The 26,964-nt window shown below is 71.9% G+C and carries 24 protein-coding genes; 13 read left to right on the top strand and 11 right to left on the bottom strand.

Annotated elements, in window-relative coordinates; translation table 11 throughout:
- Positions 1-37 precede the first annotated feature (37 nt).
- Positions 38-1,789, top strand: a complete 1,752-nt coding sequence (locus AB0J93_RS19965) for a biotin carboxylase N-terminal domain-containing protein (RefSeq protein WP_363923800.1) — start codon at positions 38-40, stop codon at positions 1,787-1,789.
- Positions 1,790-1,857: 68 nt separating this feature from the next.
- On the opposite strand, the gene AB0J93_RS19970 is transcribed toward AB0J93_RS19965, so the two are convergent.
- The gene (locus AB0J93_RS19970; protein WP_363923801.1) at positions 1,858-2,754 is read right to left on the bottom strand and encodes a LysR family transcriptional regulator ArgP; all 897 of its coding nucleotides are present in this window, start codon (positions 2,752-2,754) and stop codon (positions 1,858-1,860) included.
- Between the two features lie 71 nt (positions 2,755-2,825).
- On the opposite strand from AB0J93_RS19970, the gene AB0J93_RS19975 reads away from it, so the two are divergent.
- Both AB0J93_RS19975 and AB0J93_RS19980 read left to right on the top strand, forming a co-directional pair.
- Positions 2,826-3,422, top strand: a complete 597-nt coding sequence (locus AB0J93_RS19975; protein WP_363923802.1) for a LysE/ArgO family amino acid transporter — start codon at positions 2,826-2,828, stop codon at positions 3,420-3,422.
- A gap of 14 nt (positions 3,423-3,436) precedes the next feature.
- A complete protein-coding gene (locus AB0J93_RS19980) occupies positions 3,437-4,876 on the top strand; it encodes a GuaB1 family IMP dehydrogenase-related protein (RefSeq protein ID WP_363923803.1) in 1,440 nt (479 codons plus the stop codon).
- 29 nt (positions 4,877-4,905) lie between these two features.
- Here the strand turns inward: AB0J93_RS19980 and AB0J93_RS19985 are convergent, their stop codons facing one another.
- Entirely contained in the window at positions 4,906-5,547 is a 642-nt protein-coding gene (locus AB0J93_RS19985; protein WP_363923804.1) for a TetR/AcrR family transcriptional regulator, read from the bottom strand.
- 85 nt (positions 5,548-5,632) lie between these two features.
- On the opposite strand from AB0J93_RS19985, the gene AB0J93_RS19990 reads away from it, so the two are divergent.
- Positions 5,633-6,079: a DoxX family membrane protein gene (locus tag AB0J93_RS19990; RefSeq protein WP_363923805.1), complete on the top strand. Its 447-nt coding sequence runs from the start codon at positions 5,633-5,635 to the stop codon at positions 6,077-6,079.
- A 93-nt stretch (positions 6,080-6,172) separates the two neighbouring features.
- On the opposite strand, the gene thrS is transcribed toward AB0J93_RS19990, so the two are convergent.
- Positions 6,173-7,393 (bottom strand): threonine--tRNA ligase, encoded by a 1,221-nt coding sequence (gene thrS / locus AB0J93_RS19995; protein WP_363923806.1) that lies wholly within the window; start codon positions 7,391-7,393, stop codon positions 6,173-6,175.
- Between the two features lie 484 nt (positions 7,394-7,877).
- Between thrS and AB0J93_RS20000 the strand changes: the two genes are divergently transcribed.
- Both AB0J93_RS20000 and AB0J93_RS20005 read left to right on the top strand, forming a co-directional pair.
- On the top strand, positions 7,878-8,492 hold the full coding sequence (locus tag AB0J93_RS20000) for a VTT domain-containing protein (RefSeq protein ID WP_363923807.1): 615 nt from the start codon (positions 7,878-7,880) through the stop codon (positions 8,490-8,492).
- A 114-nt stretch (positions 8,493-8,606) separates the two neighbouring features.
- Entirely contained in the window at positions 8,607-9,287 is a 681-nt protein-coding gene (locus AB0J93_RS20005; protein WP_363923808.1) for a DUF998 domain-containing protein, read from the top strand.
- On the opposite strand, the gene AB0J93_RS20010 is transcribed toward AB0J93_RS20005, so the two are convergent.
- Positions 9,221-10,624 carry an NAD(P)H-quinone dehydrogenase gene (locus tag AB0J93_RS20010; RefSeq protein WP_363923985.1) on the bottom strand — a complete coding sequence of 468 codons (1,404 nt, stop codon included), beginning with the start codon at positions 10,622-10,624 and terminating at the stop codon, positions 9,221-9,223. The two genes, AB0J93_RS20005 and AB0J93_RS20010, sit on opposite strands and share 67 nt — an antisense overlap.
- A gap of 106 nt (positions 10,625-10,730) precedes the next feature.
- Here AB0J93_RS20010 and AB0J93_RS20015 point away from each other — a divergent pair, with 106 nt between their 5' ends.
- Positions 10,731-11,186, top strand: coding sequence for a gamma-glutamylcyclotransferase (locus tag AB0J93_RS20015; protein ID WP_363923809.1), 456 nt, complete (start codon positions 10,731-10,733; stop codon positions 11,184-11,186).
- Positions 11,187-11,279: 93 nt separating this feature from the next.
- Here AB0J93_RS20015 and AB0J93_RS20020 read toward each other — a convergent pair whose 3' ends face one another.
- The 3 genes from AB0J93_RS20020 to AB0J93_RS20030 all read right to left on the bottom strand — a co-directional run bounded on the left by AB0J93_RS20020 (position 11,280) and on the right by AB0J93_RS20030 (position 13,664).
- On the bottom strand, positions 11,280-12,017 hold the full coding sequence (locus AB0J93_RS20020; protein WP_363923810.1) for a hypothetical protein: 738 nt from the start codon (positions 12,015-12,017) through the stop codon (positions 11,280-11,282).
- 86 nt (positions 12,018-12,103) lie between these two features.
- On the bottom strand, positions 12,104-13,027 hold the full coding sequence (locus AB0J93_RS20025; RefSeq protein ID WP_363923811.1) for a hypothetical protein: 924 nt from the start codon (positions 13,025-13,027) through the stop codon (positions 12,104-12,106).
- A gap of 4 nt (positions 13,028-13,031) precedes the next feature.
- Positions 13,032-13,664 carry an MBL fold metallo-hydrolase gene (locus AB0J93_RS20030; protein WP_363923812.1) on the bottom strand — a complete coding sequence of 211 codons (633 nt, stop codon included), beginning with the start codon at positions 13,662-13,664 and terminating at the stop codon, positions 13,032-13,034.
- Positions 13,665-13,778: 114 nt separating this feature from the next.
- Here AB0J93_RS20030 and AB0J93_RS20035 point away from each other — a divergent pair, with 114 nt between their 5' ends.
- Positions 13,779-14,768, top strand: coding sequence for a DUF4349 domain-containing protein (locus tag AB0J93_RS20035; RefSeq protein ID WP_363923813.1), 990 nt, complete (start codon positions 13,779-13,781; stop codon positions 14,766-14,768).
- Here AB0J93_RS20035 and AB0J93_RS20040 read toward each other — a convergent pair.
- Both AB0J93_RS20040 and AB0J93_RS20045 read right to left on the bottom strand, forming a co-directional pair.
- Complete coding sequence (locus AB0J93_RS20040; protein ID WP_363923814.1) at positions 14,725-15,984, bottom strand: amidohydrolase; 1,260 nt, start codon at positions 15,982-15,984, stop codon at positions 14,725-14,727. The two genes, AB0J93_RS20035 and AB0J93_RS20040, sit on opposite strands and share 44 nt — an antisense overlap.
- 497 nt (positions 15,985-16,481) lie before the next feature.
- A complete protein-coding gene (locus AB0J93_RS20045; RefSeq protein ID WP_363923815.1) occupies positions 16,482-18,065 on the bottom strand; it encodes a methylmalonyl-CoA mutase family protein in 1,584 nt (527 codons plus the stop codon).
- Between the two features lie 214 nt (positions 18,066-18,279).
- Between AB0J93_RS20045 and AB0J93_RS20050 the strand changes: the two genes are divergently transcribed.
- Together AB0J93_RS20050 and AB0J93_RS20055 are read left to right on the top strand one after the other, a co-directional pair.
- Complete coding sequence (locus AB0J93_RS20050; protein WP_363923816.1) at positions 18,280-20,370, top strand: serine/threonine-protein kinase; 2,091 nt, start codon at positions 18,280-18,282, stop codon at positions 20,368-20,370.
- A 47-nt stretch (positions 20,371-20,417) separates the two neighbouring features.
- Positions 20,418-22,103 (top strand): phospho-sugar mutase, encoded by a 1,686-nt coding sequence (locus tag AB0J93_RS20055; RefSeq protein ID WP_363923817.1) that lies wholly within the window; start codon positions 20,418-20,420, stop codon positions 22,101-22,103.
- A gap of 78 nt (positions 22,104-22,181) precedes the next feature.
- Here AB0J93_RS20055 and AB0J93_RS20060 read toward each other — a convergent pair whose 3' ends face one another.
- The gene (locus tag AB0J93_RS20060; protein WP_363923818.1) at positions 22,182-22,856 is read right to left on the bottom strand and encodes a GPP34 family phosphoprotein; all 675 of its coding nucleotides are present in this window, start codon (positions 22,854-22,856) and stop codon (positions 22,182-22,184) included.
- A gap of 73 nt (positions 22,857-22,929) precedes the next feature.
- Positions 22,930-23,562: a uracil phosphoribosyltransferase gene (upp, locus tag AB0J93_RS20065; RefSeq protein ID WP_363923819.1), complete on the bottom strand. Its 633-nt coding sequence runs from the start codon at positions 23,560-23,562 to the stop codon at positions 22,930-22,932.
- Between the two features lie 139 nt (positions 23,563-23,701).
- On the opposite strand from upp, the gene deoC reads away from it, so the two are divergent.
- From deoC to AB0J93_RS20080, 3 genes are read left to right on the top strand one after another with little or no spacing between them, the layout of a single operon-like run.
- Positions 23,702-24,691 (top strand): deoxyribose-phosphate aldolase, encoded by a 990-nt coding sequence (gene deoC, locus AB0J93_RS20070; RefSeq protein WP_363923820.1) that lies wholly within the window; start codon positions 23,702-23,704, stop codon positions 24,689-24,691.
- Between the two features lie 5 nt (positions 24,692-24,696).
- Positions 24,697-26,127, top strand: a complete 1,431-nt coding sequence (locus tag AB0J93_RS20075) for an aldehyde dehydrogenase family protein (RefSeq protein ID WP_363923821.1) — start codon at positions 24,697-24,699, stop codon at positions 26,125-26,127.
- Positions 26,120-26,944, top strand: coding sequence for an aldehyde dehydrogenase family protein (locus AB0J93_RS20080; RefSeq protein ID WP_363923822.1), 825 nt, complete (start codon positions 26,120-26,122; stop codon positions 26,942-26,944). The genes AB0J93_RS20075 and AB0J93_RS20080 overlap by 8 nt, the downstream gene beginning before the upstream one ends.
- Positions 26,945-26,964 lie beyond the last annotated feature (20 nt).

Here is a 26,964-nt window from a genome sequence, read left to right on the forward strand (position 1 = left end):
AACTCCCGGTCAGTAACCCGCCGGGAGGAGCCACCAGGTGCGCAAGGTACTCATCGCCAACCGAGGCGAGATCGCCGTCCGGGTCATCCGCGCCTGCCGGGACGCGGGCCTGGGCAGCGTCGCGGTGTACGCCGACTCGGACCGGGACGCCCTGCACGCCACGCTCGCCGACGAAGCGTACGCCCTGGGTGGTGACACCGCTGCGGATTCCTACCTGCGCATCGACAAGCTGGTCGACATCGCCGGCCGCTCCGGCGCGGACGCGGTGCATCCCGGGTACGGCTTCCTCTCCGAGAACGCCGACTTCGCCCAGGCGGTAATCGACGCCGGCCTGACCTGGATCGGTCCGACCCCGCAGGCGATCCGCGACCTGGGGGACAAGGTGACCGCCCGGCACATCGCCCAGCGGGCCGGCGCCCCGCTGGTCCCCGGCACCGCCGACCCGGTCGGCAGCCCCGACGAGGTGATGGCCTTCGCCGTCGACCACGGCCTGCCGGTGGCGATCAAGGCGGCCTTCGGCGGTGGTGGGCGCGGGCTGAAGGTGGCCCGCACCATGGAGGAGATTCCGCAGCTGTTCGAGTCGGCCACCCGGGAGGCGGTCGCCGCGTTCGGTCGGGGCGAGTGCTTCGTCGAGCGGTACCTCGACCAGCCCCGCCACGTGGAGGCCCAGGTCCTCGCCGACCAGCACGGCAACGTGATCGTGGTGGGTACCCGAGACTGCTCGTTGCAGCGCCGCCACCAGAAGCTGGTCGAGGAGGCGCCGGCACCGTTCCTCACCGCCGCGCAGCGGGCCCAGATCCACGACAGTGCCAGGGCGATCTGCCGGGAGGCCGGCTATCACGGTGCCGGCACGGTCGAGTACCTGGTCGGCAACGACGGCACCATCTCCTTCCTGGAGGTCAACACCCGGCTTCAGGTGGAACACCCGGTCACTGAGGAGACCGCCGGCATCGACCTGGTTCGCGAGCAGTTCCGCATCGCCGACGGCGAGAAGCTGCGGTTCACCGAGGACCCGACCCCGCGCGGGCACTCCATCGAGTTCCGGATCAACGGTGAGGATCCGGGCCGCAACTTCCTGCCGGCCCCCGGCACGGTCACCGCGCTGCGGCTGCCCACCGGTCCCGGGGTACGGGTGGACACCGGCATCTCGGCCGGCGACGTGATCGGCGGCAACTTCGACTCCCTGCTCGCCAAGGTCATCGTCACGGGTGAGACCCGGGCCGAGGCGTTGGAGCGGGCCCGCCGGGCGCTGGACGAGATGGTGGTCGAGGGGATGGCCACGGCGCTGCCGTTCCATCGTCTGGTGGTGCGCGATCCGGCGTTCACCGCCGAACCGTTCAGCGTGCACACCCGGTGGATCGAGACGGAGTTCGACAACACCGTGCCGCCGTTCACCGCCACCGCCGGGGCCCTCGCCGGCCCGGCGGAGCGCGAGACCGTCGTGGTCGAGGTGGACGGCAAGCGGTTGGAGGTGAGCCTTCCCGCCGGTCTCGGCGCCGGTACGGTCGGTGCCGCGCCAGCCGTGCGCAAGCCCACCCGCCGAGGTGGCGGGGCCACGGCGGGCGCGGCGGCGAGCGGGGACTCACTCACCTCGCCCATGCAGGGCACCATCGTGAAGATCGCGGTCGCCGACGGCGACACGGTCGCCGAGGGTGACCTGGTTGTGGTGCTGGAGGCGATGAAGATGGAGCAGCCCCTGCACGCCCACAAGGCCGGTACGGTCAGCGGCCTGTCGGCTGAGGTCGGCGCGGTGATCACCGCTGGCGCGGTGATCTGCACCATCGCCTGAGGTGTGACGGTCACTTCCACCGGATCGAGGTCGACGACGACCCTGGCGACGGCCCCGGGCAGGAGGGTTCAGCGGAGGGTTTCGGCGGCGACGGCGCAGACGGCGACGGTAAGTGTGGTCAGCACCTGCGAGTCGAGCCGCCAGTGCTGCCAGTACAGCGGGACGTCCAGCACCCGGCCGGGTGCGATGTCCACGCAGCGGCCAGCGGCCACGTCGGCATCGGCGAGCTGCTCCGCCATCAGCCCCCAGCCGAGCCCCAGCCGGATCGCCTCGTTGAAGGCCGGCACCGACGGCACGTAGTGCACGGGCGGGTCGAGGGCGCGCCCGGTCACCGTACGCAGGAAGCGGTGTTGGATGCGGTCCTTGCGGTCGAAGACCACCACCGGCGCGACGGCGGCCGACGCCCGGGTCAGCCCGTCGGCGAACCACCGGTCCGCCAGCGCGGGCGCGGCCAGTGCCCGGTAGCGCATCGCGCCGAGACGGCGTACCCGGCAGCCCTGCACCGCCTCGCGCTGGGCGGTCACCGCGGCGGTGACCGTACCGGCGCGCAGCAGCTCGGCGGTGTGGTCCTGGTCGTCCTGCCGGATGTCGAAGGACAACTCCGGCTGTTCGGGCAGCCGGGCCAGCGCGGCCGGGAACCAGGTGGCGAGTGAGTCGGCGTTGACCACGATGGCGACCCGGGTGCGTCCCCGGTCGCCGCCGAGCGGCCCCCGGGCGTCGGCCAGCGCCTCTCGTTCCAGCAGCGCGAGCTGGCCGGCCAGGCGCAGCAGTGGGCGGCCGGCCTCGGTGGCGTCGCAGGGCCGGTGGCGGCGGACGAGCACCTGCCCGACGGTCTCCTCCAGCGCCTTGATCCGTTGACTCACCGCCGACGGCGTGACGTGGAGCAGCCGGGCCGCCGCTTCGAAGCTGCCCTCCGAGACGATGGCCGCGAGCGTACGGAGCTGGGTGGAGTCGAGACCACTCACGTAGCTGAGCTTAACCAGATGAAGAATCTTTAGCTGGACTGATCAGCGGCGGCGCTTCTACCGTCACGGTCATGCTCACCTCCGTCGTTGCCGGCTTCTCCCTGTCCATCGCCCTCATCGTCGCCATCGGCGCGCAGAACGCCTTCGTGCTGCGCCAGGGCCTGCGCCGGGAACATGTGGTGCCGGTGGTGCTGACCTGTGCGCTCTCCGACGCGTTGCTGATCGGCGTGGGCATCGCCGGGGTGGGCTCGATCGTGGCCGGACGCCCGGTCCTGCTCACCGCGATCCGTTGGGGTGGGGCGGTCTTCCTCCTGGGGTACGCGGCACTCGCCGCCCGCCGGGCGTTGCGTCCCGCCGCGCTCACGCCGGCCGACCGCCCACCGGCCCGGCTCGGCCCGACGCTGCTGGCCTGTCTCGCCTTCACCTACCTCAACCCGCACGTCTACCTCGACACGGTGCTGCTCCTCGGCGGCATCGCCCAGCAGCATCCGCACCGGTGGCTGTTCGGCGTGGGTGCGACGACGGCCAGCGTGCTCTGGTTCGCCGCACTCGGTGCGGGCGCGTACCGGCTCGCGCCGCTGCTCGCGCGCAGGCGGGTCTGGCAGGTGCTCGACGGCGTGATCGCGGTGGTGATGATCGCAGTGGCGGTGGCCCTGGTGCTGGGCTGAGTCATGATGGCCGGGTGCGGTTCCTCAACGGTGTGAATCCCGGCTACGACCTGACCTACAACGACGTCTTCATGGCCCCGGCCCGCTCGGAGGTGGGTTCGCGGCTCGACGTGGATCTGGCCACCGGCGACGGCACCGGTACCACCATCCCGCTGGTGGTGGCGAACATGACGGCGGTCGCCGGCCGGCGGATGGCCGAGACGGTGGCCCGACGCGGCGGCATCGCGGTGATCCCACAGGACATTCCGATCGACGTGGTGGCGGAGGTGGTCGCCTGGGTCAAGCAGCGGCACCTGGTGCACGACACGGCGATCGCGCTGGGCCCGAACGACACCGTCGGTGACGCCATCCACCTGCTGCCCAAGCGGGCGTACGGTGCGGTGATCGTGATCGACGACGACGGCCGCCCGATGGGAGTGGTGACCGAGGCCGACACCGTCAGCGTGGACCGTTTCACCCAGCTGCGGCACGTGATGTCGACCGAGTTGCACACCGTGCCCGTCGACTCGGATCCGCGTACCGGCTTCGACCGGCTCTCGGCGGGCCGGCGGCGACTGGCGCCCGTGGTGGACGGGGCGGGCCGGCTGGTCGGCGTGCTCACCCGTCCCGGTGCGCTGCGGGCGACGCTCTACAAGCCGGCGGTGGACGCACACGGTCAACTGCGGATCGCGGCGGCGGTGGGAATCAACGGTGACGTGGCGGGCAAGGCGAAGGCCCTGCTGGAGGCCGGGGTGGACACCCTGGTCGTGGACACCGCGCACGGCCACCAGGAGCGGATGATCTCCGCCCTGCGGACGGTACGCGGTCTCGACCCGGCCGTGCCGGTGGCGGCCGGCAACGTGGTCACCGCCGACGGGGTACGCGATCTGGTCGACGCGGGTGCCGACATCATCAAGGTCGGGGTCGGTCCGGGCGCGATGTGCACCACCCGGATGATGACCGGGGTCGGTCGGCCGCAGTTCTCGGCGGTACTGGACTGCGCGGCGGCGGCCCGGGCCCTGGGCCGGCATGTCTGGGCCGACGGCGGGGTGCGGCACCCTCGGGACGTGGCGCTGGCGCTGGCCGCCGGGGCGTCCAACGTGATGATCGGCTCCTGGTTCGCCGGCACCTACGAGTCCCCCGGTGACCTCTTCACCGACGAGGAGGGCCGGCGCTACAAGGAGAGCTTCGGCATGGCCTCGGCGCGGGCGGTCAGCGCGCGTACCGGCGACGACAGCCCCTACGACCGCGCCCGAAAGGCGATCTTCGAGGAGGGCATCTCGTCCGCCCGGATGTATCTCGATCCGACCCGTCCCGGCGTTGAGGACCTGATCGACGAGATCATCTCGGGGGTACGGAGCGCCTTCACCTACGCCGGTGCGCGCACCCTGGACGAGTTCCACGAGCGGGTGCTGATCGGCGTGCAGAGCACCGCCGGCTACACCGAGGGGATGCCCCTGCCGACCAGCTGGTGAGGTCGGGGGCAGGCACCGGCTGACGACGTTCAGTCGGTGCCCGGGGCCGGGATGAAGAGGTGCCGGATCACCGACCGGGCGGCTTCACCCGGATCCGCACCCAGCCCGGCGGGGAGTGCACCGGCCAGCCATAGGGTGGCGAAGCCGTGCACGATCGACCAGGCCGCCAGCACGTCTCCCTGCGGCCCGGCGGGGCTGCCGTCCCGGTCGTCGCCGCCGGCATGCCGCTCGGCGGCGTCCGAGCTGCCGGCGGCTCGCGTGGGAAGCTTGGACCGGTGTGCCAGCCCGGCCCGCAGGACGGCACCGGAGCGTTCCCGGGCGGCCCGCAGCTCGGCGGCGTCGGCCCGGTAGAGGTCGGGGTGGAACATCACTTCGAAGTGGGCGCGATGTCGGACGGCGAACTCCACGTACGCCACGCCGAGATCCAGCAGCTCGTCACCGGCCCTGGTGAGCGCTTCGGCGAGGGTGTCGAAACCCTGCACCGCGATCGCGGTGAACAGGCCGGCGCGGTCGCCGAAGTGGTGTGCCGGTGCGGCGTGCGAGACGCCGGCCCGGCGGGCCAGATCGCGCAGGCTCAGCGCCGCCGGACCTGACTCCTCGATCGCCTGCACTGCCGCGGAGAGCAGGGTGCGGCGCAGGTCGCCGTGGTGGTAACCGCGGGTGTCGCTCATCACCCCACCCTATCTTGTCGTTGACAAGATGCGCTCCTGGCGACAATCTTGACAGCGACAAGATTTGCGGTTGAGGGAGGTAACGATGGCTCCGCTGATCGCCCTGGTCGCCGGTACCGGGCTCGCCCGGCTGGTCGGCCTGGCCGGGCTCTCCGCGCTCGACGGATGGCATCCGGCGCTGCGGGTCGGGCTGGCGCTCATGTTCGTCATGACCGGGATCGTGCACTTCGTCGGCGGTCGGCGGCAGGATCTGATCGCCATGGTGCCGCCCCGGCTACCAAGGCCGGATCTGCTGGTCACGGTGACCGGGGTGCTGGAACTCGCGGGCGCGGTCGGGCTGCTCGTGCCGGCCACCGCCCGCTGGGCCGCCGCCGGGCTGGCCCTGCTGCTGCTGGCCATGTTTCCGGCGAACATCTCCGCCGCCCGTCGCCGGCTCACCCTGGCCGGACGCCCGGTCACGCCGCTCGGCATCCGTACCGTGCTGCAACTCGTGTTCCTCGCCGCCGCCGTCGCGGTCACGGCCGGACCGTGAGCCGGATCCCACCGCCGGCCGCCACCTGCGGTCGGGGGCGCGGTCACGGCGGACCATGAGCCGGATCCGAACCGCGACCGCGACCCGTCGGCCTCAGCGGGCCGGCAGCAGGTCTCCGGAGTGAGCGGCCACCACCGCGCTGATCAGCCCGATCGCCTCGGCCGCCGGCTGCGGCTCCAGCGAGCGGCCGTCCCGCAGCCGCAACGCCACCCGACCGTCGGCCGCCTCCCGGGCACCGACCACGGCGGCGTACGGGATCCGCCGACGTACCGCCTCGCGGACCCGGGCACCGAGCGACCCGCTGTGGTCGACCTCGGCCCGCAGTCCCGCCTCGGTGGCCCGCCGGGCCAGGTCGACCGCGGCTTCGGCCTGGCCGTCGCCGACCGGCAGGACCACCAGCTGCACGGGGGCGTACCAGGGCGGGAAGGCACCCCCGTGCACCTCGATCAGGTACGCGAAGAGCCGCTCCATGCTGCCGGCCAGGCTGCGGTGCACCATCACCGGACGCCGTCGTTCACCATCGGCGTCGGTGTACGACAGGTCGAACCGCTCCGGCTTGTCGAAGTCGAGCTGGACGGTGGAGAGGGTGTACTCGCGCTCGGCCGCGTCCCGCACCTGGATGTCGATCTTCGGCCCGTAGAAGGCGGCCTCACCTGACGCCTCGGTGTACGGCACCCCGTCGAGAGCGGCGCGGAGCAGGTCCTCGGCCCGCGCCCACTGCGCGTCGTCGCCGACGTACTTCTCCCCCGACCCGCGCAGCGACAACCGTACGCCCGCCGGCCGCACGCCCAGCGCGGCGTGCGCGGCCCGGATCAGCCGCAGGATCTCCGACACCTCCTGGCCGACCTGCTCCAGGGTGCAGAAGTTGTGCGCGTCGTTGAGGGTGATGGCGCGTACCCGGGAGAGGCCGCCGAGCACTCCGGAGCGTTCCGCCCGGTACATGCCCCCGATCTCCGAGACGCGCAGTGGCAGCTCCCGGTAGGAACGCCCACGGGACCGGTAGACCAGGGCGTGGTGCGGGCAGAGCGCGGGACGGAGCATCAACTCGTCGTCGGCCTCACCCAGCCGCATCGGTGGGAACATCTCGGCGGCGAAGTAGCCGAGATGTCCGGAGACCTCGAACAGCTCCCGTCGTCCCAGCGGCGGGGTGTACACCTGCTGGTAGCCGGCCCGGCGTTCCAGGTCGCGCAGGTACTCCTCGACGGCGTGCCGGGCGGCGGCACCGGCCGGCAGCCAGATCGGCAGGCCGGCACCGGAGAGCGGGTCGGTGGCGAACAGGTCCAGGTCCCGGCCCAGCCGGCGGTGGTCGATCATGTCAGGCTCCTTGGTCGTACGCCCCGACACGACCCTGCCCCACGACGCACGAGTGCCCCGGGCGGATCGCCCGGGGCACTCGGTAGACGAAGACGTCAGTGCGGCGCGCCAGGCTTCCCCGGCGTCGTCGTCAGCACCGCACTGCACATGCGCGGGAGCGTACGCCCACCCCGCGCACCGCCGCACCTGATTTGACCGGGCCGCTGGCACGGGACCTGCCAGCGGCCCGGCGGCGGCTCGGGCGTCAGGAACGGGGGACCCGACGCGCGCCGAACCGCGCGCCGACAACGGTACGCCGCCGAACGAGATTTCGGCGACCGTGCCTCGCCGTCAACCGTCATCGATATGCTGCGGTGGGCCGGCGACGCGCCGCCGCCCGGGCGAGGTGTCGCTGGTCACGGCCGGCCAGGGCCGGTTGCGGGTGATCCCGGCCACCGCGTCAGGCTCGGTACGTTCCGTTCGGAGAATTCCGCGAGGTGGCCAGGTGCCTGAACTACTCACCCAGGTGGCATCGCCCGACCTGGCGTACCTCGCGCTCTTCACCCTGCTGGCCGTGGACGCCTTCGTGCCGGTGGTGCCCACCCAGCTGCTGATGCTCACCGGCGGCGCACTCACCGTGTACGGCGGGCTGAGCCTGCCGACGACCGTCGCCGTCGGCGCGCTCGGCGTACTCGCCGGGGACCTGGCCTGCTACCTGCTCGGCCGGTACGCGGCGGGACACCGGCCACCGCGGCCGGTCGGCACGGGTCGCGCCCGCGGGATGGCCGGCCGCCTGACCCGGGGCCTGCGCCGGCCCGGGCCGATGATGATCATGCTCTGCCGTTTCGTGCCCGGTGGCCGGATGGCCGCCTGCTTCGCCGCCGGCCGCAGCCGGTACCCGATCCGACTCTTCCTGCCCGCTGCCGGCATCGCGGCTGCGGGCTGGGCGTCGTACGGCGGGCTGGTGGGGCATCTGGGCGGGGCGGCGTTGACCGGGTCCGGCTGGCGGATGGTCGTCGTCGCGGCGGTGGCCGCCGCCGGCTTCGCGTTGGCCGGCTGGGCGTTGGCGTCCGTCACCGCACGGCTGAACCCGACCCCGGCCGAGACTCCCGTCGACTGACCGGAGGAGCCGTCACCCAGGGGAAATCCGGATGGGCTGTCGGGGTCGTCCCGGGGTCGGATTTCGGTGCTCGTCCCGGATCCGCCTGAGGTGCCCGCGACGACAGGCTGAGGCATGCCTGGAATCCGGAACAGCGGTGCACTGGCCCTCGGTGGGATCGTCCTCGCGGCGGTGCTCACCGTCATCGGTCATGCCGGAGTCAGCGACCTCGACCCGGTCAACCTGACCGTCAGCGACTACGCCGTCTCCGACTCCGGCGAGATCATCCACGTGGCCATGCTGCTGCTCGCCGCCGCCTCCGCCGTGCTCATCCCGACGCTGGGTCAGCTCGGTCCACCGGCCGGGCCGCGAGCCTTCGCCGCCGTGACACGTGTCAGTCGCCGTAACTGGGCCGCGGAGTGGCTGTTGGCGGTCTGGGCGGGCGGGCTGCTGGTGTCGGGCCTGGTGCCGACCAACCCGCCCGGCACCGAGATGGGTACGGCCGCCTACGTGCACCGGTACGCCTCGGTGGTGGCGTTCCTCGCGCTGCCGATCGCCGGCTGGTTGCTCGCCGCCCGGCTGCCCGCCGGTGCCCGGACCGGTCTCTGGCTGCGCGCCCTGACCGTGACCAGCCTGCTGCTGGCCGTCGTGATGGCCTGGTCCGCCTACCCCGGCGACCGCGCCTACTACGGCCTGATCGAACGGGCCCTCATCCTCGCCGAGGTGGCCCTGCTCACCGTCGTCGCCGCCTACTCCAGCTCGTGGAGCATCAGCTGGCGACCTGCCTCGGTGACGGAGCCGGAGAGGCTGGGGTAGATGGTGATGGTCTGAGCCAGTTCGTTGACGGTGAGGTTGTTCTCCACCGCCAGCGTGATCGGCATGATCAGTTCGCTGGCCTTGGGTGCGACGACCACTCCGCCGATCACCTGGCCGCTGGCCGGGCGGCAGAACAGCTTGACGAAGCCGTCCGGGATCTCGTCCATCTTCGCCCGGGCGTTGCCGCCCAGCGACAGCATCACCTGACGCGCCGGCACCTTGCCGGCGTCCACCTCGTCCTGCGAGACCCCGACCGTGGCCAGCTCCGGGTCGGTGAAGACGTTCGCGGAGACGGTACGCAGCCGCAGCGGCCGGACCGCCTCACCGAGCGCGTGCCACATCGCGATCCGGCCCTGCATCGCGGCGACGCTGGCCAGCGGCAGCACCCCGGTGCAGTCACCGGCCGCGTAGATGCCGGGCACGTTGGTCCGGGAGACCCGGTCCACCGTCACGTAGCCGCCCCGGGCCAGTTCGACGCCGTACTCGGCCAGGCCCAGCTCGGCGGTGTTGGGGATCGAACCGACCGCGATCAGCGCGTGGGACCCGGAGACCGTACGGCCGTCGGAGAGCTCGACCTCGACGCCGTCGCCGGTACGACGGACGCCCTCGGCTCGGGAGTTGTTCAGAATGCTCATGCCCCGGGTCCGGAAGACCCGCTCGATCGCCTGCGCGGCGTCGGCGTCCTCGTGCGGCATCACCCGGTCGCGGCTGGAGACCAGGGTCACCTCGACGCCCATCGCGAGGTACGCGCTGGCGAACTCGGCACCGGTGACGCCGGAACCGACCACGATCAGGTGCTCGGGCAGCTCGGGCAGGTCGTAGACCTGTCGCCAGGTCAGGATGCGCTCGCCGTCGGGCAGCGCGGTGGGCAGTTGGCGGGGCGTGGCACCGGTGGCGATCAGCACGGTCGAGGCGTCGATGGCGTACGCGGCCTCCTCACCGTCCGGCGTGACGATCACCCGGTGGGTGTGACCGAGCGTGTCCTCGCCGAGGCGGGCGTGCCCGGAGACGAAGGTGACCCCGGCCTTGACCAGCTTCGCGTGGATGTCGGCGGACTGTGCCAGGGCGAGCCGCTTGACCCGGTCGTTGACCGCCTGGGCGTCGACGGTGACCGCCTCCAGCCCGTCGGAGTGCACCCCGAAGACCTCGGTGTCGCGGTAGCCGGTCACCACCTCGGAGCTGGCGATGAACGTCTTCGACGGCACGCAGTCCGACAGCACGCAGGCTCCGCCGGCACCCTCGGCCTCCACGACGGTGACGTCGGCGTCCAACTGGGCCGCCACCAGTGCCGCCTCGTAGCCCGCCGGCCCCCCGCCGATGATCACGATCCGGCTCACCACGACCGCCCTTCCTCCATGCTCACAGTGACTTTCTTCTCCCCGACGCGTCCGACACGCACCGTCGTATTCTCCCCCACGCGTCGGCCGGGCTATCGTCATCGCCGTGCGTCATTACGCCGCCTACGGCTCGAACCTGGACCCCGCTCGAATGCGTGCCTACTGCCCGCATTCCCCGATGGTGGGCATCGGCTGGCTGGAAGGCTGGCGGCTCACCTTCGCCGGTGAGGACGTCATCGGCTGGGAGGGCGCGGTCAGCACCGTGGTCGAGTCTCCCGGCGACCGGGTGTTCGTGGCGCTCTACGACATCCACCCGTACGACGCGGCTCAGCTGGACGAGATCGAGGGTGTCACCTCGGCCACGTACCGGAAGCTGACCGTCCGCATCTCGACCCTGGACGGCGACGTGACCGCCTGGGTCTACGTCTTCGACGGTTACGAGGGCGGCCTGCCCACGTCCTGGTACCTCTCGGAGATCGCGAACGCCGCCGAGAAGGCGGGCGCGCCGGACGACTACGTCATCGAGCTGCGGTCCCGACCCACCGGCACCGCTTCGGCGTAGCTCGTATCCCACCTCTCCAGTCTGCTACCGGGCGTGCTGGCGTCGGGCGCCGACCCCGGGTCCCGGGAAGATCGTCCCAGGATGGGCGGGTTCTCAGCCCTGTGCGTGGGTACGCGCCACGGTCAGCAACTCGACCAGTTCGGCACCGTCAGCCGGACCGAGCGCCGTGAAGGCGGGCGCGACGAGCCGGTCGGTCATCGCCTCGGCCCACAGCCGCCGCCGCACCAACGGTCCGACCGACGGGTACGGCGGCGGCCAGCCGCAGGCCATCGCGCCGCTGGCACCCTCGGGACCGGCCAGCACCGCCTCCAACGGGGTCATCCCGCTGGCGCGTACGGCCACCAGGTGCGCACCGGTGAAATGTTCGCGCAGCAGGCGTAGGCCGGCGGCGGCCCGGGCACCGGCGGCCAGCGCATCCAACGGCATGGCCCGCCACGCCGCGAACAGTGGCATCGCGCTGGCGTCGGCGGCCGCGACGGCCCGTTCCACAAGCGCCGCGAGTCGGTCGACGCGGGGCACGTCACCCAGCACCTCCTCACCCCACCGGCAACACTCGGCGAGGCTGGCGGCGGCCACCTCGGACGGGCGGACCGCGCGGGCGGCGGCGTCCCAGCCATCGGCCACGGCGTCGGGGGCGATGAAGCCGAGCGCTGCCGCCACGGTCTCGGCCCGTACGTCACCCAGTGCGCCCGCCCGACCGGTGACGTAGAAGGCCCACCCGGAAATGCCGAGCAGCCGGGCCCGACGCAGCGTGGTCGGGCACCGGTTGTACGCCTCTCCGAGGGCGAGCACCGCGGGTTTGCTCGCCGCCGCGACCTGCTCCGGCGTCATCCCGGCGCGCCCGGGAGGGGTTCGCCCGAAGGTCCGTACGTGAAGGATCCGCCCGAAGGTCCGTCCATGAGGGACCAGTCTGCCGGTCAACCGTCGGAGTCGGCATCCCCCTCCTCGGCGTCCAACGCCTCCATCGCGGCCTCGACCTCGCCGGCCCGTCGTCGGGCGGTGCTGACCGACCGTTCGGCGGCCCGACGGGCCAGCCGGGACCGGCTGAGTTCCTGCTCGGCGACGGCCCGGCGGCGTTCCAGTTCGGCCAGTTCCGCCTCGACGGCGTCCAGCGCGGCCATCCCGTCGCGTTCGGTCGCCACCGCGCCGGCCAGGTCCGTCTCGGCCCGTTCCTGGTCGGTACGCGCCCGGTCCAGTTCCTTCTCCAACGCCCTGCGGCGGCGGGACCGTTCGGCACGGGCCGCCCGCTGCGCCTGTTCGGCCCGCAGCGCTCCCCGATCCGGCGGACGCTGCCGGACCGGCGCGGCGGGCGGCGGTTCCTCGCCGCCGGTCACCAGACGCAACTGTGGCCGGGGCACCTCGCCGAACCCCGCGTAGTGGGCTGGGCGCAGCAGCCGCCCGGAGCGCACCTGCTCGGCCACCTCGACGTCGGAGAGCGCGGCGTTGAGGGTCGCCTCGACCTCGGCCAACGGCAGCTTCCCGCCCGACGGGGCACCCTCGACGTCGGCGGCGAGCCGGCGTACCTCGGCGACCAGCGCGCCGACCACCGCCCGCCGCTGCGCGGACAGCTCCCGCAGGCGCGGGCCGCGCAGCTCGCGCTGGGCCTCCCGCAGCGCTTCGGCCAGCTGCGCCAGCTCGGACACCAGCTCCGGTCGCTCCAGCGCGAGCAGGTTGACCAGCCAGGCGGCCACGGTGGGCCGACGCAGCCGGGCGATCTCCCGGGCGGTACCCGGGTCACCGGCGTGGCGGGCCTGCGCGGCGGCGTCGTCCCGGGCGGCGACGAACCGGTCCGGCGGCGTGCGGTACAGCTGCTCGACGAGCTCGGGTGGGGGGCCGGGCATCGGGTCAGCCGTCGATCCGGCTGCCCGGCTCCAGCCGCTGGTACTCGCTGCCGGACAGCGCCGTGTACTGCCGGTCGAGCACCGCGTAGCCGTTGTCGTTGAGCAGGGCGTCGTGCAGCGCGAAGACCCGACGCGGTGCCACCGCGCGGATGAAGTCGACCACCTCGGAGAACTTCGACCAGGGAGCGTGTATCGGGGCGAAGAGGGTGTCGACCTGGACGTCGTCCGGGACGAACAGGGCGTCGCCCGGGTGGTAGACCACGTCGTTGAGCAGGTAGCCGAGATTGTCGATCACGGGAATGTCGGGGTGGATCACCGCATGCCGGCCACCGTGGGCGCGTACCGGGATCCCGGCGGCGGTGAACGACTCCCCCGGGGTCACCGGGCGCAGCACGTCGGCCGCGTCGCCGAGCGCGCCGGCCAGCGACGCCGGGCCGTGGATGACGAAGGGGCGCCGCTCCAACTGCCGGTTCACCGCCGCCTCGTCGAGGTGATCCGGGTGCTCGTGGGTGATCAGCACCGCGTCGGCCCCGTCCAACGCCACCGCCGGCTCACTGAACATCCCTGGATCGACGACCAGCACTCCCCCGTCGTGCTCGACCCGCAGGCACGAGTGGGCGTACTTGGTGAGCCGCATCGTGATACCTCCCATATCGATTCGTGACGTCCTGAGCGCAGTCTGCCGGAACCCGCGCGGTGGTGTGTGGCGTCCGAGCCATTGCCCGCCCGGGCAGCAGAGAGGGGAACGGGGATGGGAATGGGAAGAGCCCGCGGTAACGGAACCACGACGGTGGCGACACTGGCCGCGCTGCTGATGCTCGCCGGCTGCGGAAGTGGTGGCGGCGGAGACGACTCAGGAGCGGCCGGCACCGCGGCCGACGCCGTCGCGCCGGCCCAGGAGGGTGCCGCCGGTGCGCCCGGCGAGGCCGCCGCGCCCGGCAATGCCCAGGGCGGCGCCGGCGCGGCGACGGACACCCGGGTCGACCAACGGTCCATCATCTACACCGGATCGATCCGGGTTCAGGTGGACGATGTGGACATCGCCGCCCGGGACGCCGTCGCAGCGGCCACCCGGGCCGGCGGATTCGTCGGCGGGGACCAACGCCGCAGCTCCGACGCCGATGCGGTGGCGGACCTCGAACTACGGGTGCCGGCGGACCGGTTCTACGCGGTCGTCGAGGAACTGGCCGGCCTCGGCGTGCAGGAGCGCCGGGAGATCGGAACGCAGGACGTCACCGAGGAGACCATCGACCTCGACGCCCGGATCGCCAGCCAGCGGGCCCGGGTGGAGAGTGCCCGGCGGCTGCTCGCCCAGGCCGACTCGATAAGCGACCTGGTGAGCATCGAGAACGAGCTGGCCCGGCGGGAGGCCGACCTCGCCTCACTGGAGGCGAAGAAGCGGCGGCTGAGCGACCTCACCGCGCTGTCCACCATCACGGTCACCCTGGTGGGTCCGGGCGTCACGATCCCCGAGGAGGAGAATCAGATCGGCTTCCTGGTGGGGCTCAAGGGCGGCTGGCAGGTCTTCCTGTCCTCGATGACCATCCTGCTCACCGTGCTGGGTGCGGTCCTGCCGTGGCTGCTGGTCTTCGGCGTACCGCTGGGGGCGCTGTGGTGGCTGGCCCGCCGTCGCCGCCGGAACCGGCCCGGGGTGCCGGCGCTGGTCGCACCGGTCGGCGCGCCGCCACCGCCGGGTGTCAGCGCGCCGCCGCCAGTGCCTGGAGCGCGGTCTGCACCATGAGTCGTACGCCCACCGGGATGGCCCGTTCGTCCACGTCGAACGATGCCCGGTGCAGGTCGACGTTCGGCCCGGAGCGGCCGACCCCGAGGCGGGCGAGGGCGCCGGGGACGTACTCCAGATACCAGGAGAAGTCCTCGCCGCCCATGCTCTGCGGGGTCTCCGCGATGCCCTCCGGGCCGAGCGCGGCGGCGGTGGCCGCGTTCAGCACCCCGATGGCCCGCGCGTCGTTGCAGACGGGTGGGCGACCACGCAGGTACTCCAGGTCGACGGTGGCCCCGGTGGGTGCGATGACGTCCCGGACCACCTGAGAAACGATCTTCGGGGCCAGTTCCCAGGTGTCGCGGTCCATCACCCGCAGGGTGCCGGAGGCGGACGCCTCGGACGGGATGACGTTGTACCGGGTGCCCGCGGAGGCGTGCCCGAAGACCAGCAGCAGTCCACTGTTCGCCGGCACCCGGCGGCTGACCAGGGCCGGAACCTCGGTGATCAGGCGACCGAGCGCGTCCACCAGGTCCACGGTCAGGTGCGGGCGGGCGGTGTGGCCACCCGGGCCGGTGAGCCGGACGGTGACGTTGTCGGCGGCGGCGGTGATCGGGCCGACCCGCAGGCCCACCTGGCCGACGGGGAGGTTCGGATCGCAGTGCAGCGCGAAGATCTGCACCACGTCGTCGAGGCCGCCGGCCTCGATCACCTCCAGCGAGCCGCAGGGCAGGATCTCCTCGGCGGGCTGGAAGATCAGCCGGACCCGGCCGGGCAGTTCGCCCAGGTCGGCCAGCTGCGCGAGCAGCATGCCGACGCCCAACATGATCGTGGTGTGCACGTCGTGGCCGCAGGCGTGGCAGACCCCGTCGACCGTGGAGCGGTACGGCACGTCCTTGACATCGGACAGCGGCAGCGCGTCGATGTCGGCGCGCAGCGCGATCACGGGACCGTCCGGGCGGCCGTTGATGTCGCAGATCACCCCATTGCCCTTGGGCAGCAGTCGCGGCTGCAACCCGGCCAGGGAGAGTTCCCGGGCGACCAGGGCCGCAGTCTCGAATTCCGCGCCAGACAGCTCCGGGTGGGAGTGAATGTGACGGCGCGTGGCGATCAGGCCCGGTACCCGGAGGGCGAGCAGGTGGTCCAACTCGAAGGGCAGGGGCTGGGAACCGGTCGGCGCCTCCGGCCAGGACGGCGCCAGGTGGTGACCGGTCGGCATCGTCAACGCACTCGTCACGTCGAATTCTCTTCGATCACTAGAAATGGATGGATCATCGGGAACAGCAGACAGCGTAGACCCCCGACGGTAACTCTGCGCAACCTCGTTCCGGTGATGATCGGACCGCACAGAGTCACGTATGCCCTGCTGAGAGCGTCCGAAGGTGAGCGGGACAGCAGGTAGATCGCGGTCGTACGCCGTCATCCGCCCCTCACCTCCTACAACGCGTAATCGTGCCTGGGGCGCCGAGAATCTTCTCGAAACCATCGTCGCCGTTCCGAATTGTCGCATTAGTCGCGCCGATGAACTGACGGTACGACAATTACCCGACCACTCGCGGCAACGATCACCCGTGGACGTTCACACGCACCGCAGCCCTCCGACCGCACACCGTGTGCGTCCGCGTGATCACCGCAAGCGGAGTACCCGGGTACCGCCGCTTCGACACGCTGCGCGACGACGGGCCGTGCGTACCCGCGACGACGGGCCGTGCGTCGGACGACGACCGGGCGCGGTCAGAACCGGTCAGTGGGCTGGTAACGGCCCCAGACCTCGCGGAGCGCCCCGCACACCTCACCGACGGTGGCGCGTTCGCGCAGCGCCGTCTTCATCGGGTAGAGCACGTTGCCGGTACCGGAGGCGGTCTCCCGCAACTCGACCAGAGCACGCTCCACGGCGGCGGAGTCCCGCTCGGCCCGCAGCTTCGCCAGCCGCTCGGCCTGTGCCGCCTCGATCACCGGATCGACCCGCAGCGGCTCGTACGGCTCCTCCGCGTCGATCGCGAACCGGTTGAGCCCGACCACCACCCGCTCGCCCGAGTCGATCTCCTGCGCGATCCGGTACGCGGACTGCTCGATCTCCCGCTTCTGGAAGCCGACCTCGATCGCGTCCACCGCCGACCCGTGCTCGAACACCCGGGCCATCAGCGCATCCGCCGCCGTCTCGAGCTCGGCGGTCATCGCCTCCACCACGTACGAGCCGGCGAACGGGTCGACCGTGGCGGTGAGATCCGTCTCGTACGCCAACACCTGTTGGGTGCGCAGCGCCAGTCGGGCCGCCTTCTCGGTGGGCAACGCGATCGCCTCGTCGAAGCTGTTGGTGTGCAGCGACTGGGTGCCGCCGAGCACCGCACCGAGCCCCTGCACCGCCACCCGGACCAGGTTCACCTCGGGCTGCTGGGCGGTCAACTGCACGCCCGCGGTCTGGGTGTGGAAGCGCAGCATCATCGACTTCGGGTTCTTCGCCCCGAACTCGTCGCGCATCAGGCGGGCCCAGATCCGTCGGGCCGCCCGGAACTTCGCCACCTCTTCGAGCAGGGTGGTACGCGCGACGAAGAAGAACGACAGCCGGGGGGCGAAGTCGTCCACGGCCAGCCCGGCGGCGATCGCCGCCCGGACGTACTCCACGCCGTTGGCAAGCGTGAACGCGATCTCCTGCACGGGCGAGGCACCGGCCTCGGCCATGTGGTAGCCGGAGATGGAGATGGTGTTCCACTTGGGCACCTCGCTCCGGCAGTAGCCGAAGGTGTCGGCGACCAGCCGCAGCGAGGGCTTCGGCGGGAAGATGTACGTCCCCCGGGCGATGTACTCCTTGAGGATGTCGTTCTGGATGGTGCCGTTGAGCGCCGAACCCGGCACCCCGTTCTCCTCGGCGACGAGTTGGTAGAGCAGCAACAGCACCGAGCCGGGCGCGTTGATCGTCATCGAGGTGGAGACCTTGTCCAGCGGGATGCCGTCGAACAGCAGTCGCATGTCCTCGATGGAGTCGATGGCCACACCGACCTTGCCCACCTCGCCGTGCGCGATCGGGTCGTCGGAGTCGTACCCCATCTGGGTGGGCAGGTCGAAGGCGACGGACAGGCCCATCGTGCCGGCCCGCAACAACTGGTGGTAACGCGCGTTGGACTCGGTGGCAGTACCGAAGCCGGCGTACTGGCGCATGGTCCACGGACGGGAGGTGTACATGGTGGGGTAGACCCCACGGGTGTACGGGAACTCGCCGGGCGCGCCGAGGCGGGAGTCCAGGTCGCCGGGAAGATCGCCGGCCGTGTAGACGCCCTTGATCGGGAAACCGGACTCGCTTGACCGCCGTTCGCTCATCACCGGATGGTAGGACGGGTGGAACGGCTGGCGGGTGAGGGATACCGCACACCGCGTCGCCCGCCGCAACAGGACGCGACAAGAGGTGAGTGCCTGCACACGTACCGTCGAGTACTGGAAACGTCCGCCGCGCCGGCTTTCGCATCGGGCGTCTGAACCAGCAAGATAGGGGGGTTGTGTCCCAGCCCTCTCGACTTCCCCCGGTGGCTTTTCTGTGACTCAGATCCCGACGTGGAGCGGCGGACCAGTCAGCACTCCCACCAACGGACGCGCGACACCCGGCACCGTCATCGGTGACCGGTACTCGCTGCGCTCGGCGGTGGGCAACGGCGGCATGGGTACGGTCTGGCGGGCCACAGACACACTTCTGCGCCGTGACGTGGCGGTCAAGGAGGTCGTCCTCCCGCCCGGCCTGGCACCGAGCGACCGCGACGCGATGTACGAACGCACCCTGCGCGAGGCCCGCGCCGCCGCCGCCATCGCCCACCCGGCGGTGGTGCAGGTGTACGACGTGGTCACCGAGGCCGGCCGGCCCTGGATCGTGATGGAGCTGCTGGACGCCCGCAGCCTCGCCGACATGGTGATCGAGGACGGGCCGATCGCCCAGCGCGTGGTCGCCAAGATCGGCATCGCGCTGCTCGGCGCGCTCGAGGTGGCACACGCGATCGGCGTGCTGCACCGCGACGTCAAGCCCGCCAACGTGCTGATCTGCTCGGACGGCCGCTGCGTGCTTACCGACTTCGGTGTCGCCCGGATGCCCACCGACGTGCAGCTCACCACCCCGGGGATGGTGCTGGGCTCACCGCACTTCATCTCGCCCGAGCGGGCCATGGGGCAGGAGTTCGGCCCGCCCAGCGACCTGTTCTCCCTCGGCGTGACGCTGTACACGGCCGTGGAAGGCCGACCGCCCTTCGACCGGGGCGACCCGATCGAGACCATGCACGCCGTGGTCGAGGATCCGCCTGCCCCGCCCCAGCGCAGCGGCCCGCTGACCCGGGTGCTGATGGGTCTGCTGGAGAAGGACCCTGCCCGCCGGCTCGACGTGCACACCGCCCGCGCCATGCTGCGCGAGCTGTTGGCCGGCCCGCTGAGCAGCAGCGCCGCCGGAGTCAACTCGATGACCGACCAGTACTCCGTGATGCCGGTGCCGCTGCCCGCGCCGATCACCGCGCCGGCGGCCCCGGCCAAGCCGGCCCCGTCCGGGCAGATCGGCGGCCGGGCGATGCTGGGCCCCGGCGAGTCGTTGACCGACCGGCTGGCCGCGCTGCGCCGGGGCGAGCGCCCCGGCCAGGCTGCCGCAGCCGGCGCCGCGATGGAGGACACCAGCGCCGACGCCCTGGCCCGTCCCGGGCAGCGGGGCGCCGCGTTGTCCCCGCCCGCCGGCCGCACCTACGGCGGTGCCGACGCGACTCAGCGGATCGGCGCGGACACCACCCAGCGGGTCGGGCCGGAGGCCTTCGGCTACGGCGGCCAGCCCGACGCGACCCAGCGAGTCGGCGGCTACAGCGCCGGGCCCGACGCCACCCAGCAGCTCGGCGGCTACGGCACCCAGCCCGAGGCGACCCAGCGGGTCGGCGGGTACGGCGGTGCCCAGTGGCCGGCCGCGCCCAGTCAGCCGTACGGCACGCCAGCCCCCGCTCCCGGCGGCGGCAGCAGTCCGGTCGACCGGGCGAAGGCCGCCGGCACCCGGGTGGTCGACACCGTGAAGGGTTGGCCGCGCAAGATGCAACTGGCGGCGGCCGGCGGTCTGGCGGTGCTGCTGCTGATCGGCATCGTGGCCTTCGCCAGCGGCGGCGACGAGACGCCCACCACCCCGGTCGCCGAGCCGTCCAGCTCGGCGGACGAGGGACCCGGCATCGAGATGCAGGAGCACTCGGCGCGCGGGGTGCAGATGCTGGTGCCCAAGGGCTGGAAACGGGCCGCGCCGGCCGGTGGGGTCTACATCGACTACACCGACCCGGAGGACAGCGGCCGTCGGGTGCGCATCCTCAACGAGAAGTGGAGCGGCACCTCGACCCGGTGGGCGCAGGTCGCCGAGAACGGCCTGAAGACCCGCTCGGCCTCCTGCTCCAAGCCGTACACGCAGGTCGCCATGGCGGAGAAGGAGCTGGCCGGTAAGCCCTCGGCCGAGTTCGAGTACACCTGCGGCGAGGGCGACGAGATGCGGCACGGCATCTGGCACGGTGTCGCCCACGACGGCCGGCTCTACTCGTTCTACCTCACCTCGACCGACGCCCGCTTCGAGGAGAGCAAGCCGATCTACGCGGAGATGCTCAAGTCGTTCCAGCTCACGGCGGCCGGCTGAACCAGGGCACCCGCCCGTGGAGATCCGCGCCGTGCTATCAAGAGGCCATGGCGGCGGAGACCACTGACCTCGACACCATCCGCGAGCGGGCCGAACGCTGGCTCGCCGACGACCCGGACCCGGCCGGTCGGGCGGAGCTGCGGGCGGTGCTCGACCAACTGCCGGGCAGCGGGCCGGAACTGGCCGACCGGTTCGCCGGGCCGCTGACCTTCGGCACGGCCGGGCTGCGCGGGCCGCTGCGTGCCGGCCCCAACGGGATGAACCTCGCGGTGGTCACCCAGGCCGCCGCCGGGCTGGTCGCCTGGCTCGCCGCCCAGGGCGGCACCGGTCCGCTGGTGATCGGGTACGACGCCCGGCGCGGCTCCCGCGAGTTCGCCGAGCGCACCGCCCAGGTTGCCACCGGGGCGGGCCGACCAGCGCTGCTGCTGCCCCGCCCACTGCCCACCCCGGTGCTCGCGTACGCGGTGCGGCACCTGTCGGCGGTGGCCGGGGTGATGGTGACCGCCAGCCACAACCCGCCGCAGGACAACGGCTACAAGGTGTACCTCGGTGCCGGGCTGGGCGGGAAGCTGGGTGCCGGGGCGCAGATCGTGCCGCCGGCCGACGCCGGCATCGAGGCAGCGATCCGCGCGGTCGGTCCGCTGGCCCAGGTGGCGCTCGGCCCTGCCGGCCAGGTGCTCGGCGACGACCTGGTCGCCGCGTACGTGGCGCGGGCGGTCGGTGTCGTCTCCCCGGGCGGCCCCCGGGAGCTGACCGTGGCGTACACCCCGCTGCACGGTGTCGGGGCGACGGTGCTCACGGCCGCGTTCGCCGCCGCCGGTTTCCCGACGCCCGGCGTGGTGCCCGACCAGGCCGAACCGGACCCGGATTTCCCAACCGTCAGCTTCCCCAACCCGGAGGAGCCGGGCGCGGTGGACCGGTTGGTCGCGCTCGCCGAGCGCATCGACGCCGACCTGGCCATCGCCAACGATCCCGACGCCGACCGCTGCGCCGTCGCGGTCCGCGAGGGTTCGGGTTGGCGGATGCTGCGCGGGGACGAGGTGGGTGTGCTGCTCGCCGATCACCTGATGCGACGCGGGGTCACCGGCCTGTACGCCACCACCATCGTCTCGTCGTCGCTGCTGCGGACGATGTGCGCCGCGCGCGGACTGCCGTACGGTGAGACGCTCACCGGATTCAAGTGGATCGTCCGGGCCGGTGACGGTAGCGAGCCACTGGTGTTCGGTTACGAGGAGGCGCTCGGCTACTGCGTCGCCCCGGAGCACGTACGCGACAAGGACGGCATCACCGCCGCGCTGACCGTGGCCGAGCTGGCCGCCGGTCTGAAGGCGCAGGGCCGCACGCTCACCGACCGGCTCGACGAGTTGGCCGCCGAGTTCGGCGTGCACCAGACCGACCAGCTCTCGGTACGCGTCGACGACCTGCGCCTGATCGCCGACGCGATGGCCCGGATCCGCGCCGCCACCCCGACCACCCTGCTCGGCCAGCCGGTCACCGAGGCACAGGACCTGCTCCCCGACGCCGACGTGGTGATCCTGCGTACCGCAGCGGCCCGGGTGGTGATCCGACCCTCCGGCACCGAACCGAAGCTCAAGGCGTACCTGGAAGTGGTGGAACCCCCCACCAACGGCGACGTGGCCACGGCCCGCACCCGCGCGGCGTCCGCCATCACCACCCTCCGCACCGAAATCGCCCACGCCCTCGGCATCCACCACCCCGCCCCTCCCGGTTGATCATGAAGTTGTTGTCCGGGACACGCCGGGTCGCCGACAACAACCTCATGATCAACGGAGGAAAGGTGGGTGGGTGGGTTAGCGGCGGGGGCCTAGGGCGTGCTCTACGGCGCGGCCTAGGGCGGCCACCACGAGGGCGACCGAGGGGCGGATCACCGAGTCCTCCAGGCTGACCTCACCGGAGAAGCCGGCACCGCTGGCGATCTCCTCCAGCCGGCGGCGGGCGGCGTCGGCGTCCTCGCCGGTGACACCGAGGGCGGATTCCATCCGCAGCACGGCGACCAGGGTCGCGAGTGCGGCGGTCCGCTCGTCCGGCGCGGCACCGGTGAGCACCACCGCGAGCCGCTGCCGGGTCTCCTCCTCCACCGACGGGTCCACCACCGGGTAACGGTGCACGTGGATGAAGCCGAGTTCGGTCTCGTCGACGTCCCGGACGACGCCTTGCTCGCAGAGGTCGCCGAGGATCCGGTCGCGCAGACCGTGCCGCAACCGTTGCACCCACGAGGAGGGACTGCGGGGCGTGTCAGCCGCGATCTTGGCCAGCACCGCGTCGGTGACCGGTTCGCCGGTCGGCGTCGGGTCCACCGCGGTCAGGGCCCCGTCGGTGTACGCGATCCGCCCGGCCAGGGCCAGCTCGATGAGGACGGCGGCGGCCATGCCCAGGTCGAGGCTGATCCGCGGCAGGGTCGCCTTACCCGTTTCGTCGTCGTACGCGAGCAGGAGCAGTTCCTCGGCGAGCGGCACACCAGTCATGGCCCGAGACGCTAGCCGCTGAACGCCACCGCCCGCAGCACAAACCGCCGCCGGGTCAGCGGCCGTCGTCCGCTCAGAAGCGGGGCATGCCGCCGAACTGCCGGTCACCGGCGTCGCCGAGTCCCGGCACGATGAACATGCTGTCGTTGAGGCCGTCGTCGATGGCCGCGGTGACCAGGCGCAGCGGCAGCCCGGAACGCTCCAGCCGCTGGATGCCGGCCGGCGCGGCGAGCACACAGAGCACGGTGATGTCGGTGCAGCCGCGCTCGGCCAGCAGTCGACAGCAGTGCTCCAGTGAGCCGCCGGTGGCCAGCATCGGGTCGAGGACCAGCACCGGCAGACCGGCGAGGTCCCGGGGCAGGGACTCCATGTAGGCGCGCGGCTCGAAGGTCTCCTCGTCGCGGGCCAGACCGACGAAGCCCATCGAAGATTCGGGCAGCAGCCCCAGCGCGGCGTCGGCCATGCCGAGGCCCGCCCGCAGCACCGGCACCAGCAGCGGCGGGTTCGCCAGCCGGGTGCCCTCGGTGGCGGTCACCGGCGTCTGCACCGGGTACGTCTCCACGGGAAAGGAGCGCGCGGCCTCGTACACCAGCATGGTGGTGAGTTCGTGCAGCGCCGCCCGGAACGAGGAGGAATCGGTGCGCTCGTCCCGCATGGCGGTCAGCCTGGACTGGGCGAGCGGGTGGTCAATGACGAGTACGTCCACGATCGCTCAACCTACCCGCCCCGGATATCGGCGCGTGGGTCCCGGCCACGACCAGCGACCTCGCTCACCCGTGAGCGCTCCGCTCCGGTGAACGCGGTGACCAAGATCACTCGGCGTCAACCTGCGTAGACTTCGAGACATGACGGCGACAGCGACGTCGGCCCGCTCGGACCTCTCCGAGCTGGGACGATCCGAGACCGCTCTGCGGACCTTCCTGCACGGCCTACCGGGCGTGGACCAGGTCGGCGCGGAGCAGCGGGCAGCCCAACTCGGCACCCGATCCATCAAGACCACCGCCAAGGCCGAGGCGATCGACCTCGCGATCCGGATGGTCGACCTGACCACGCTTGAAGGCGCGGACACCCCCGGCAAGGTACGGGCACTCGCCGCGAAGGCGCTGCGGCCCGATCCGGCCGATCCGTCCTGCCCGCACGTCGGCGCGGTCTGCGTCTACCCCGCGATGGTCCCGTACGTGGCCGAGGTGCTGCGCGGCAGCGCTGTGCACCTGGCCAGCGTGGCCACGTCGTTTCCGTCGGGCCAGGCACCGCTGGAGATCAAGCTCGCCGACACCCGCGCCGCCGTCGAGGCGGGGGCCGACGAGATCGACATGGTGATCAACCGGGGTGCGTTCCTGGCCGGCCGCTACTCCGAGGTGTACGACGAGATCGCAGCAATCAAGGAAGCCTGCGGCAGTGCTGACGCCGGTCGCCAAGGGCGACCGCGAGCCCACCTCAAGGTGATCCTGGAGACCGGCGAGCTGGCCACCTACGACAACGTACGCCGCGCCTCCTGGCTGGCGATGCTCGCGGGCGGTGACTTCATCAAGACCTCCACCGGCAAGGTTCCGGTCGCCGCCACGCTGCCGGTGACCCTGGTGATGCTGGAGGCGGTACGCGACTTCCGGGCCGCCACCGGGCGGCAGGTCGGCGTGAAGCCGGCCGGCGGTATCAAGACCACCAAGGACGCGATCAAGTACCTGGTCATGGTCAACGAGACCGTCGGCCCGGACTGGCTGCACCCGGACTGGTTCCGCTTCGGCGCGTCCAGCCTCCTCAACGACCTGCTGATGCAGCGCACCAAGCTGACGACCGGCGTCTACGCCGGCCCCGACTACTTCACCCTGGACTGACCGCGATGTTCGAATACGCACCCGCCCCCGAGTCACGCTCGGTGGTAGACCTCAAGCCCTCGTACGGGCTCTTCGTCGACGGAGAGTTCGTCGACCCGGCCGACGGCGGCAGCTTCAAGTCGATCAACCCGGCCTCCGAGGAGGTGCTGGCCGAAATCGCCGAAGGCGGCGCGCAGGATGTGGACCGCGCGGTCCGGGCGGCCCGCAAGGCGTACGAGAAGGTCTGGGGTCCGATGCCGGGCCGGGACCGGGCCAAGTACCTCTTCCGCATCGCCCGGATCATCCAGGAACGCTCGCGCGAACTCGCCGTGCTGGAGTCGCTGGACAACGGCAAGCCGATCAAGGAGTCCCGCGACGTCGACCTGCCACTGGTCGCCGCGCACTTCTTCTACTACGCCGGCTGGGCCGACAAGCTGCCGCACGCCGGCTTCGGTGCCAACCCGCAGCCGCTCGGCGTGGCCGCGCAGGTCATCCCGTGGAACTTCCCGCTGCTGATGCTGGCCTGGAAGATCGCCCCGGCGCTGGCCGCCGGCAACACGGTGGTGTTGAAGCCGGCCGAGACCACCCCGCTGACCGCACTGGTCTTCGCCGAGATCTGCCAGCAGGCCGACCTGCCGGCCGGTGTGGTCAACATCGTCACCGGTGCCGGCGAGACCGGCCGGGCGTTGGTTGAGCACGCCGACGTGGACAAGGTCGCCTTCACCGGCTCCACCGACGTCGGCCGGGCCATCGCCCGCGCGGTCGCCGGCAGCCGCAAGAAGCTCACCTTGGAGCTCGGCGGCAAGGCCGCCAACATCGTCTTCGACGACGCCCCGGTCGACCAGGCGGTCGAGGGCATCGTCAACGGCATCTTCTTCAACCAGGGGCACGTCTGCTGCGCCGGTTCTCGACTGCTGGTCCAGGAGTCCGTCGCCGAGCAGGTACTGGAGTCCCTCAAGCGGCGGATGGCCCGGCTACGCCTCGGTGACCCGCTGGACAAGAACACCGACATCGGTGCCATCAACTCCGCCGCCCAGCTCTCCCGCATCCGGGAGCTGACCGAGGCCGGCGCCGCCGAGGGCGCACAGCAGTGGTCGCCACCGTGCGAGCTGCCCGAGCGGGGCTTCTGGTTCGCGCCGACCATCTTCACCGGGGTCACCCAGGCGCACCGGATCGCCCGCGAGGAGATCTTCGGCCCGGTGTTGTCCGTACTGACCTTCCGCACCCCGGCCGAAGCCGTGGAGAAGGCCAACAACACGCCGTACGGGTTGTCGGCCGGGATCTGGACCGAGAAGGGCTCTCGGATCCTGTGGACGGCCGACCGGCTGCGTGCCGGCGTGGTGTGGGCCAACACGTTCAACAAGTTCGACCCGACCTCGCCGTTCGGCGGATACAAGGAGTCGGGCTACGGTCGCGAGGGCGGCCGGCACGGGCTGGAGGCTTACCTCAATGTCTGAGCGGGTCGCGGTACGCAAGACGTACAAGCTCTTCATCGGCGGGAAGTTCCCGCGTAGCGAGTCGGGACGGTCGTATCTCGTGCAGGACTCCAACGTGTCGCTGGCCTCGCGCAAGGACGCGCGGGACGCCGTGCTGGCCGCCCGCGCCGCCGGCAAGGGCTGGGCCGGGGCGACCGCGTACAACCGGGGTCAGATCCTCTACCGGGTCGCCGAGATGCTGGAAGGCCGACGCGAGCAGTTCGTCGCGCTCGGCGTGCCGGGCGACGAGGTGGACACGGCGACCGACCGCTGGGTCTGGTACGCCGGCTGGTCGGACAAGCTCCCGCAGGTGTACGGCGGCGCGAACCCGGTCGCCGGGCCGTACTTCAACCTGTCGGCGCCCGAGCCGACGGGTGTGGTGGCGGTGGTCGCCCCCGAGACACCGGCCCTGCTCGGGCTGGTCAGCGTGATCGCCCCGGCGATCGTCACCGGCAACACGGTGGTGGTGGCCGCCTCGCCGACCGCACCACTGGCCGCGGTGACCCTGGCCGAGGTGCTGGCCACCTCCGATCTGCCGGGCGGGGTGGTCAACATCCTCACCGGCCGGCTGTCGGAGACCGTACCCACGCTGGCCGCGCACATGGACGTCAACGCGATCGACCTGACCGGCGTGACCGACCCGGAGCTGGCCGCCGACCTGGAGGTCAAGGCGGCGGAGAACCTCAAGCGGGTGCTCCGGCCGGTACCAGCGGATCACGACTGGTCGACGGATCCCGGTCTCGGCCGAATGACCGCCCTGCTGGAGACGAAGACCGTCTGGCACCCCAAGGGGGTTTGAGCGGCTCTGTGCCGGGCGGG

The organism is Micromonospora sp. NPDC049374, from assembly GCF_040677165.1.
Taxonomy (GTDB): domain Bacteria; phylum Actinomycetota; class Actinomycetes; order Mycobacteriales; family Micromonosporaceae; genus Micromonospora.

What these genes read in the sequence shown, in the direction of transcription:
- AB0J93_RS20055 (WP_363923817.1), top strand. Translation starts at nt 20,418, where the DNA reads ATGGCGGCGGAGACCACTGACCTCGACACCATCCGCGAGCGGGCCGAA.
- thrS (WP_363923806.1), bottom strand. Translation starts at nt 7,393, where the DNA reads ATGATCGACCACCGCCGGCTGGGCCGGGACCTGGACCTGTTCGCCACC.
- AB0J93_RS20045 (WP_363923815.1), bottom strand. Translation starts at nt 18,065, where the DNA reads ATGAGCGAACGGCGGTCAAGCGAGTCCGGTTTCCCGATCAAGGGCGTC.
- AB0J93_RS20025 (WP_363923811.1), bottom strand. Translation starts at nt 13,027, where the DNA reads ATGCCCGGCCCCCCACCCGAGCTCGTCGAGCAGCTGTACCGCACGCCG.
- AB0J93_RS20035 (WP_363923813.1), top strand. Translation starts at nt 13,779, where the DNA reads ATGGGAATGGGAAGAGCCCGCGGTAACGGAACCACGACGGTGGCGACA.
- AB0J93_RS20005 (WP_363923808.1), top strand. Translation starts at nt 8,607, where the DNA reads ATGCCTGGAATCCGGAACAGCGGTGCACTGGCCCTCGGTGGGATCGTC.
- AB0J93_RS20080 (WP_363923822.1), top strand. Translation starts at nt 26,120, where the DNA reads ATGTCTGAGCGGGTCGCGGTACGCAAGACGTACAAGCTCTTCATCGGC.
- AB0J93_RS19990 (WP_363923805.1), top strand. Translation starts at nt 5,633, where the DNA reads ATGGCTCCGCTGATCGCCCTGGTCGCCGGTACCGGGCTCGCCCGGCTG.
- AB0J93_RS19975 (WP_363923802.1), top strand. Translation starts at nt 2,826, where the DNA reads ATGCTCACCTCCGTCGTTGCCGGCTTCTCCCTGTCCATCGCCCTCATC.
- AB0J93_RS20060 (WP_363923818.1), bottom strand. Translation starts at nt 22,856, where the DNA reads ATGACTGGTGTGCCGCTCGCCGAGGAACTGCTCCTGCTCGCGTACGAC.
- AB0J93_RS20030 (WP_363923812.1), bottom strand. Translation starts at nt 13,664, where the DNA reads ATGCGGCTCACCAAGTACGCCCACTCGTGCCTGCGGGTCGAGCACGAC.
- AB0J93_RS19985 (WP_363923804.1), bottom strand. Translation starts at nt 5,547, where the DNA reads ATGAGCGACACCCGCGGTTACCACCACGGCGACCTGCGCCGCACCCTG.
- AB0J93_RS20020 (WP_363923810.1), bottom strand. Translation starts at nt 12,017, where the DNA reads ATGACGCCGGAGCAGGTCGCGGCGGCGAGCAAACCCGCGGTGCTCGCC.
- AB0J93_RS20075 (WP_363923821.1), top strand. Translation starts at nt 24,697, where the DNA reads ATGTTCGAATACGCACCCGCCCCCGAGTCACGCTCGGTGGTAGACCTC.
- deoC (WP_363923820.1), top strand. Translation starts at nt 23,702, where the DNA reads ATGACGGCGACAGCGACGTCGGCCCGCTCGGACCTCTCCGAGCTGGGA.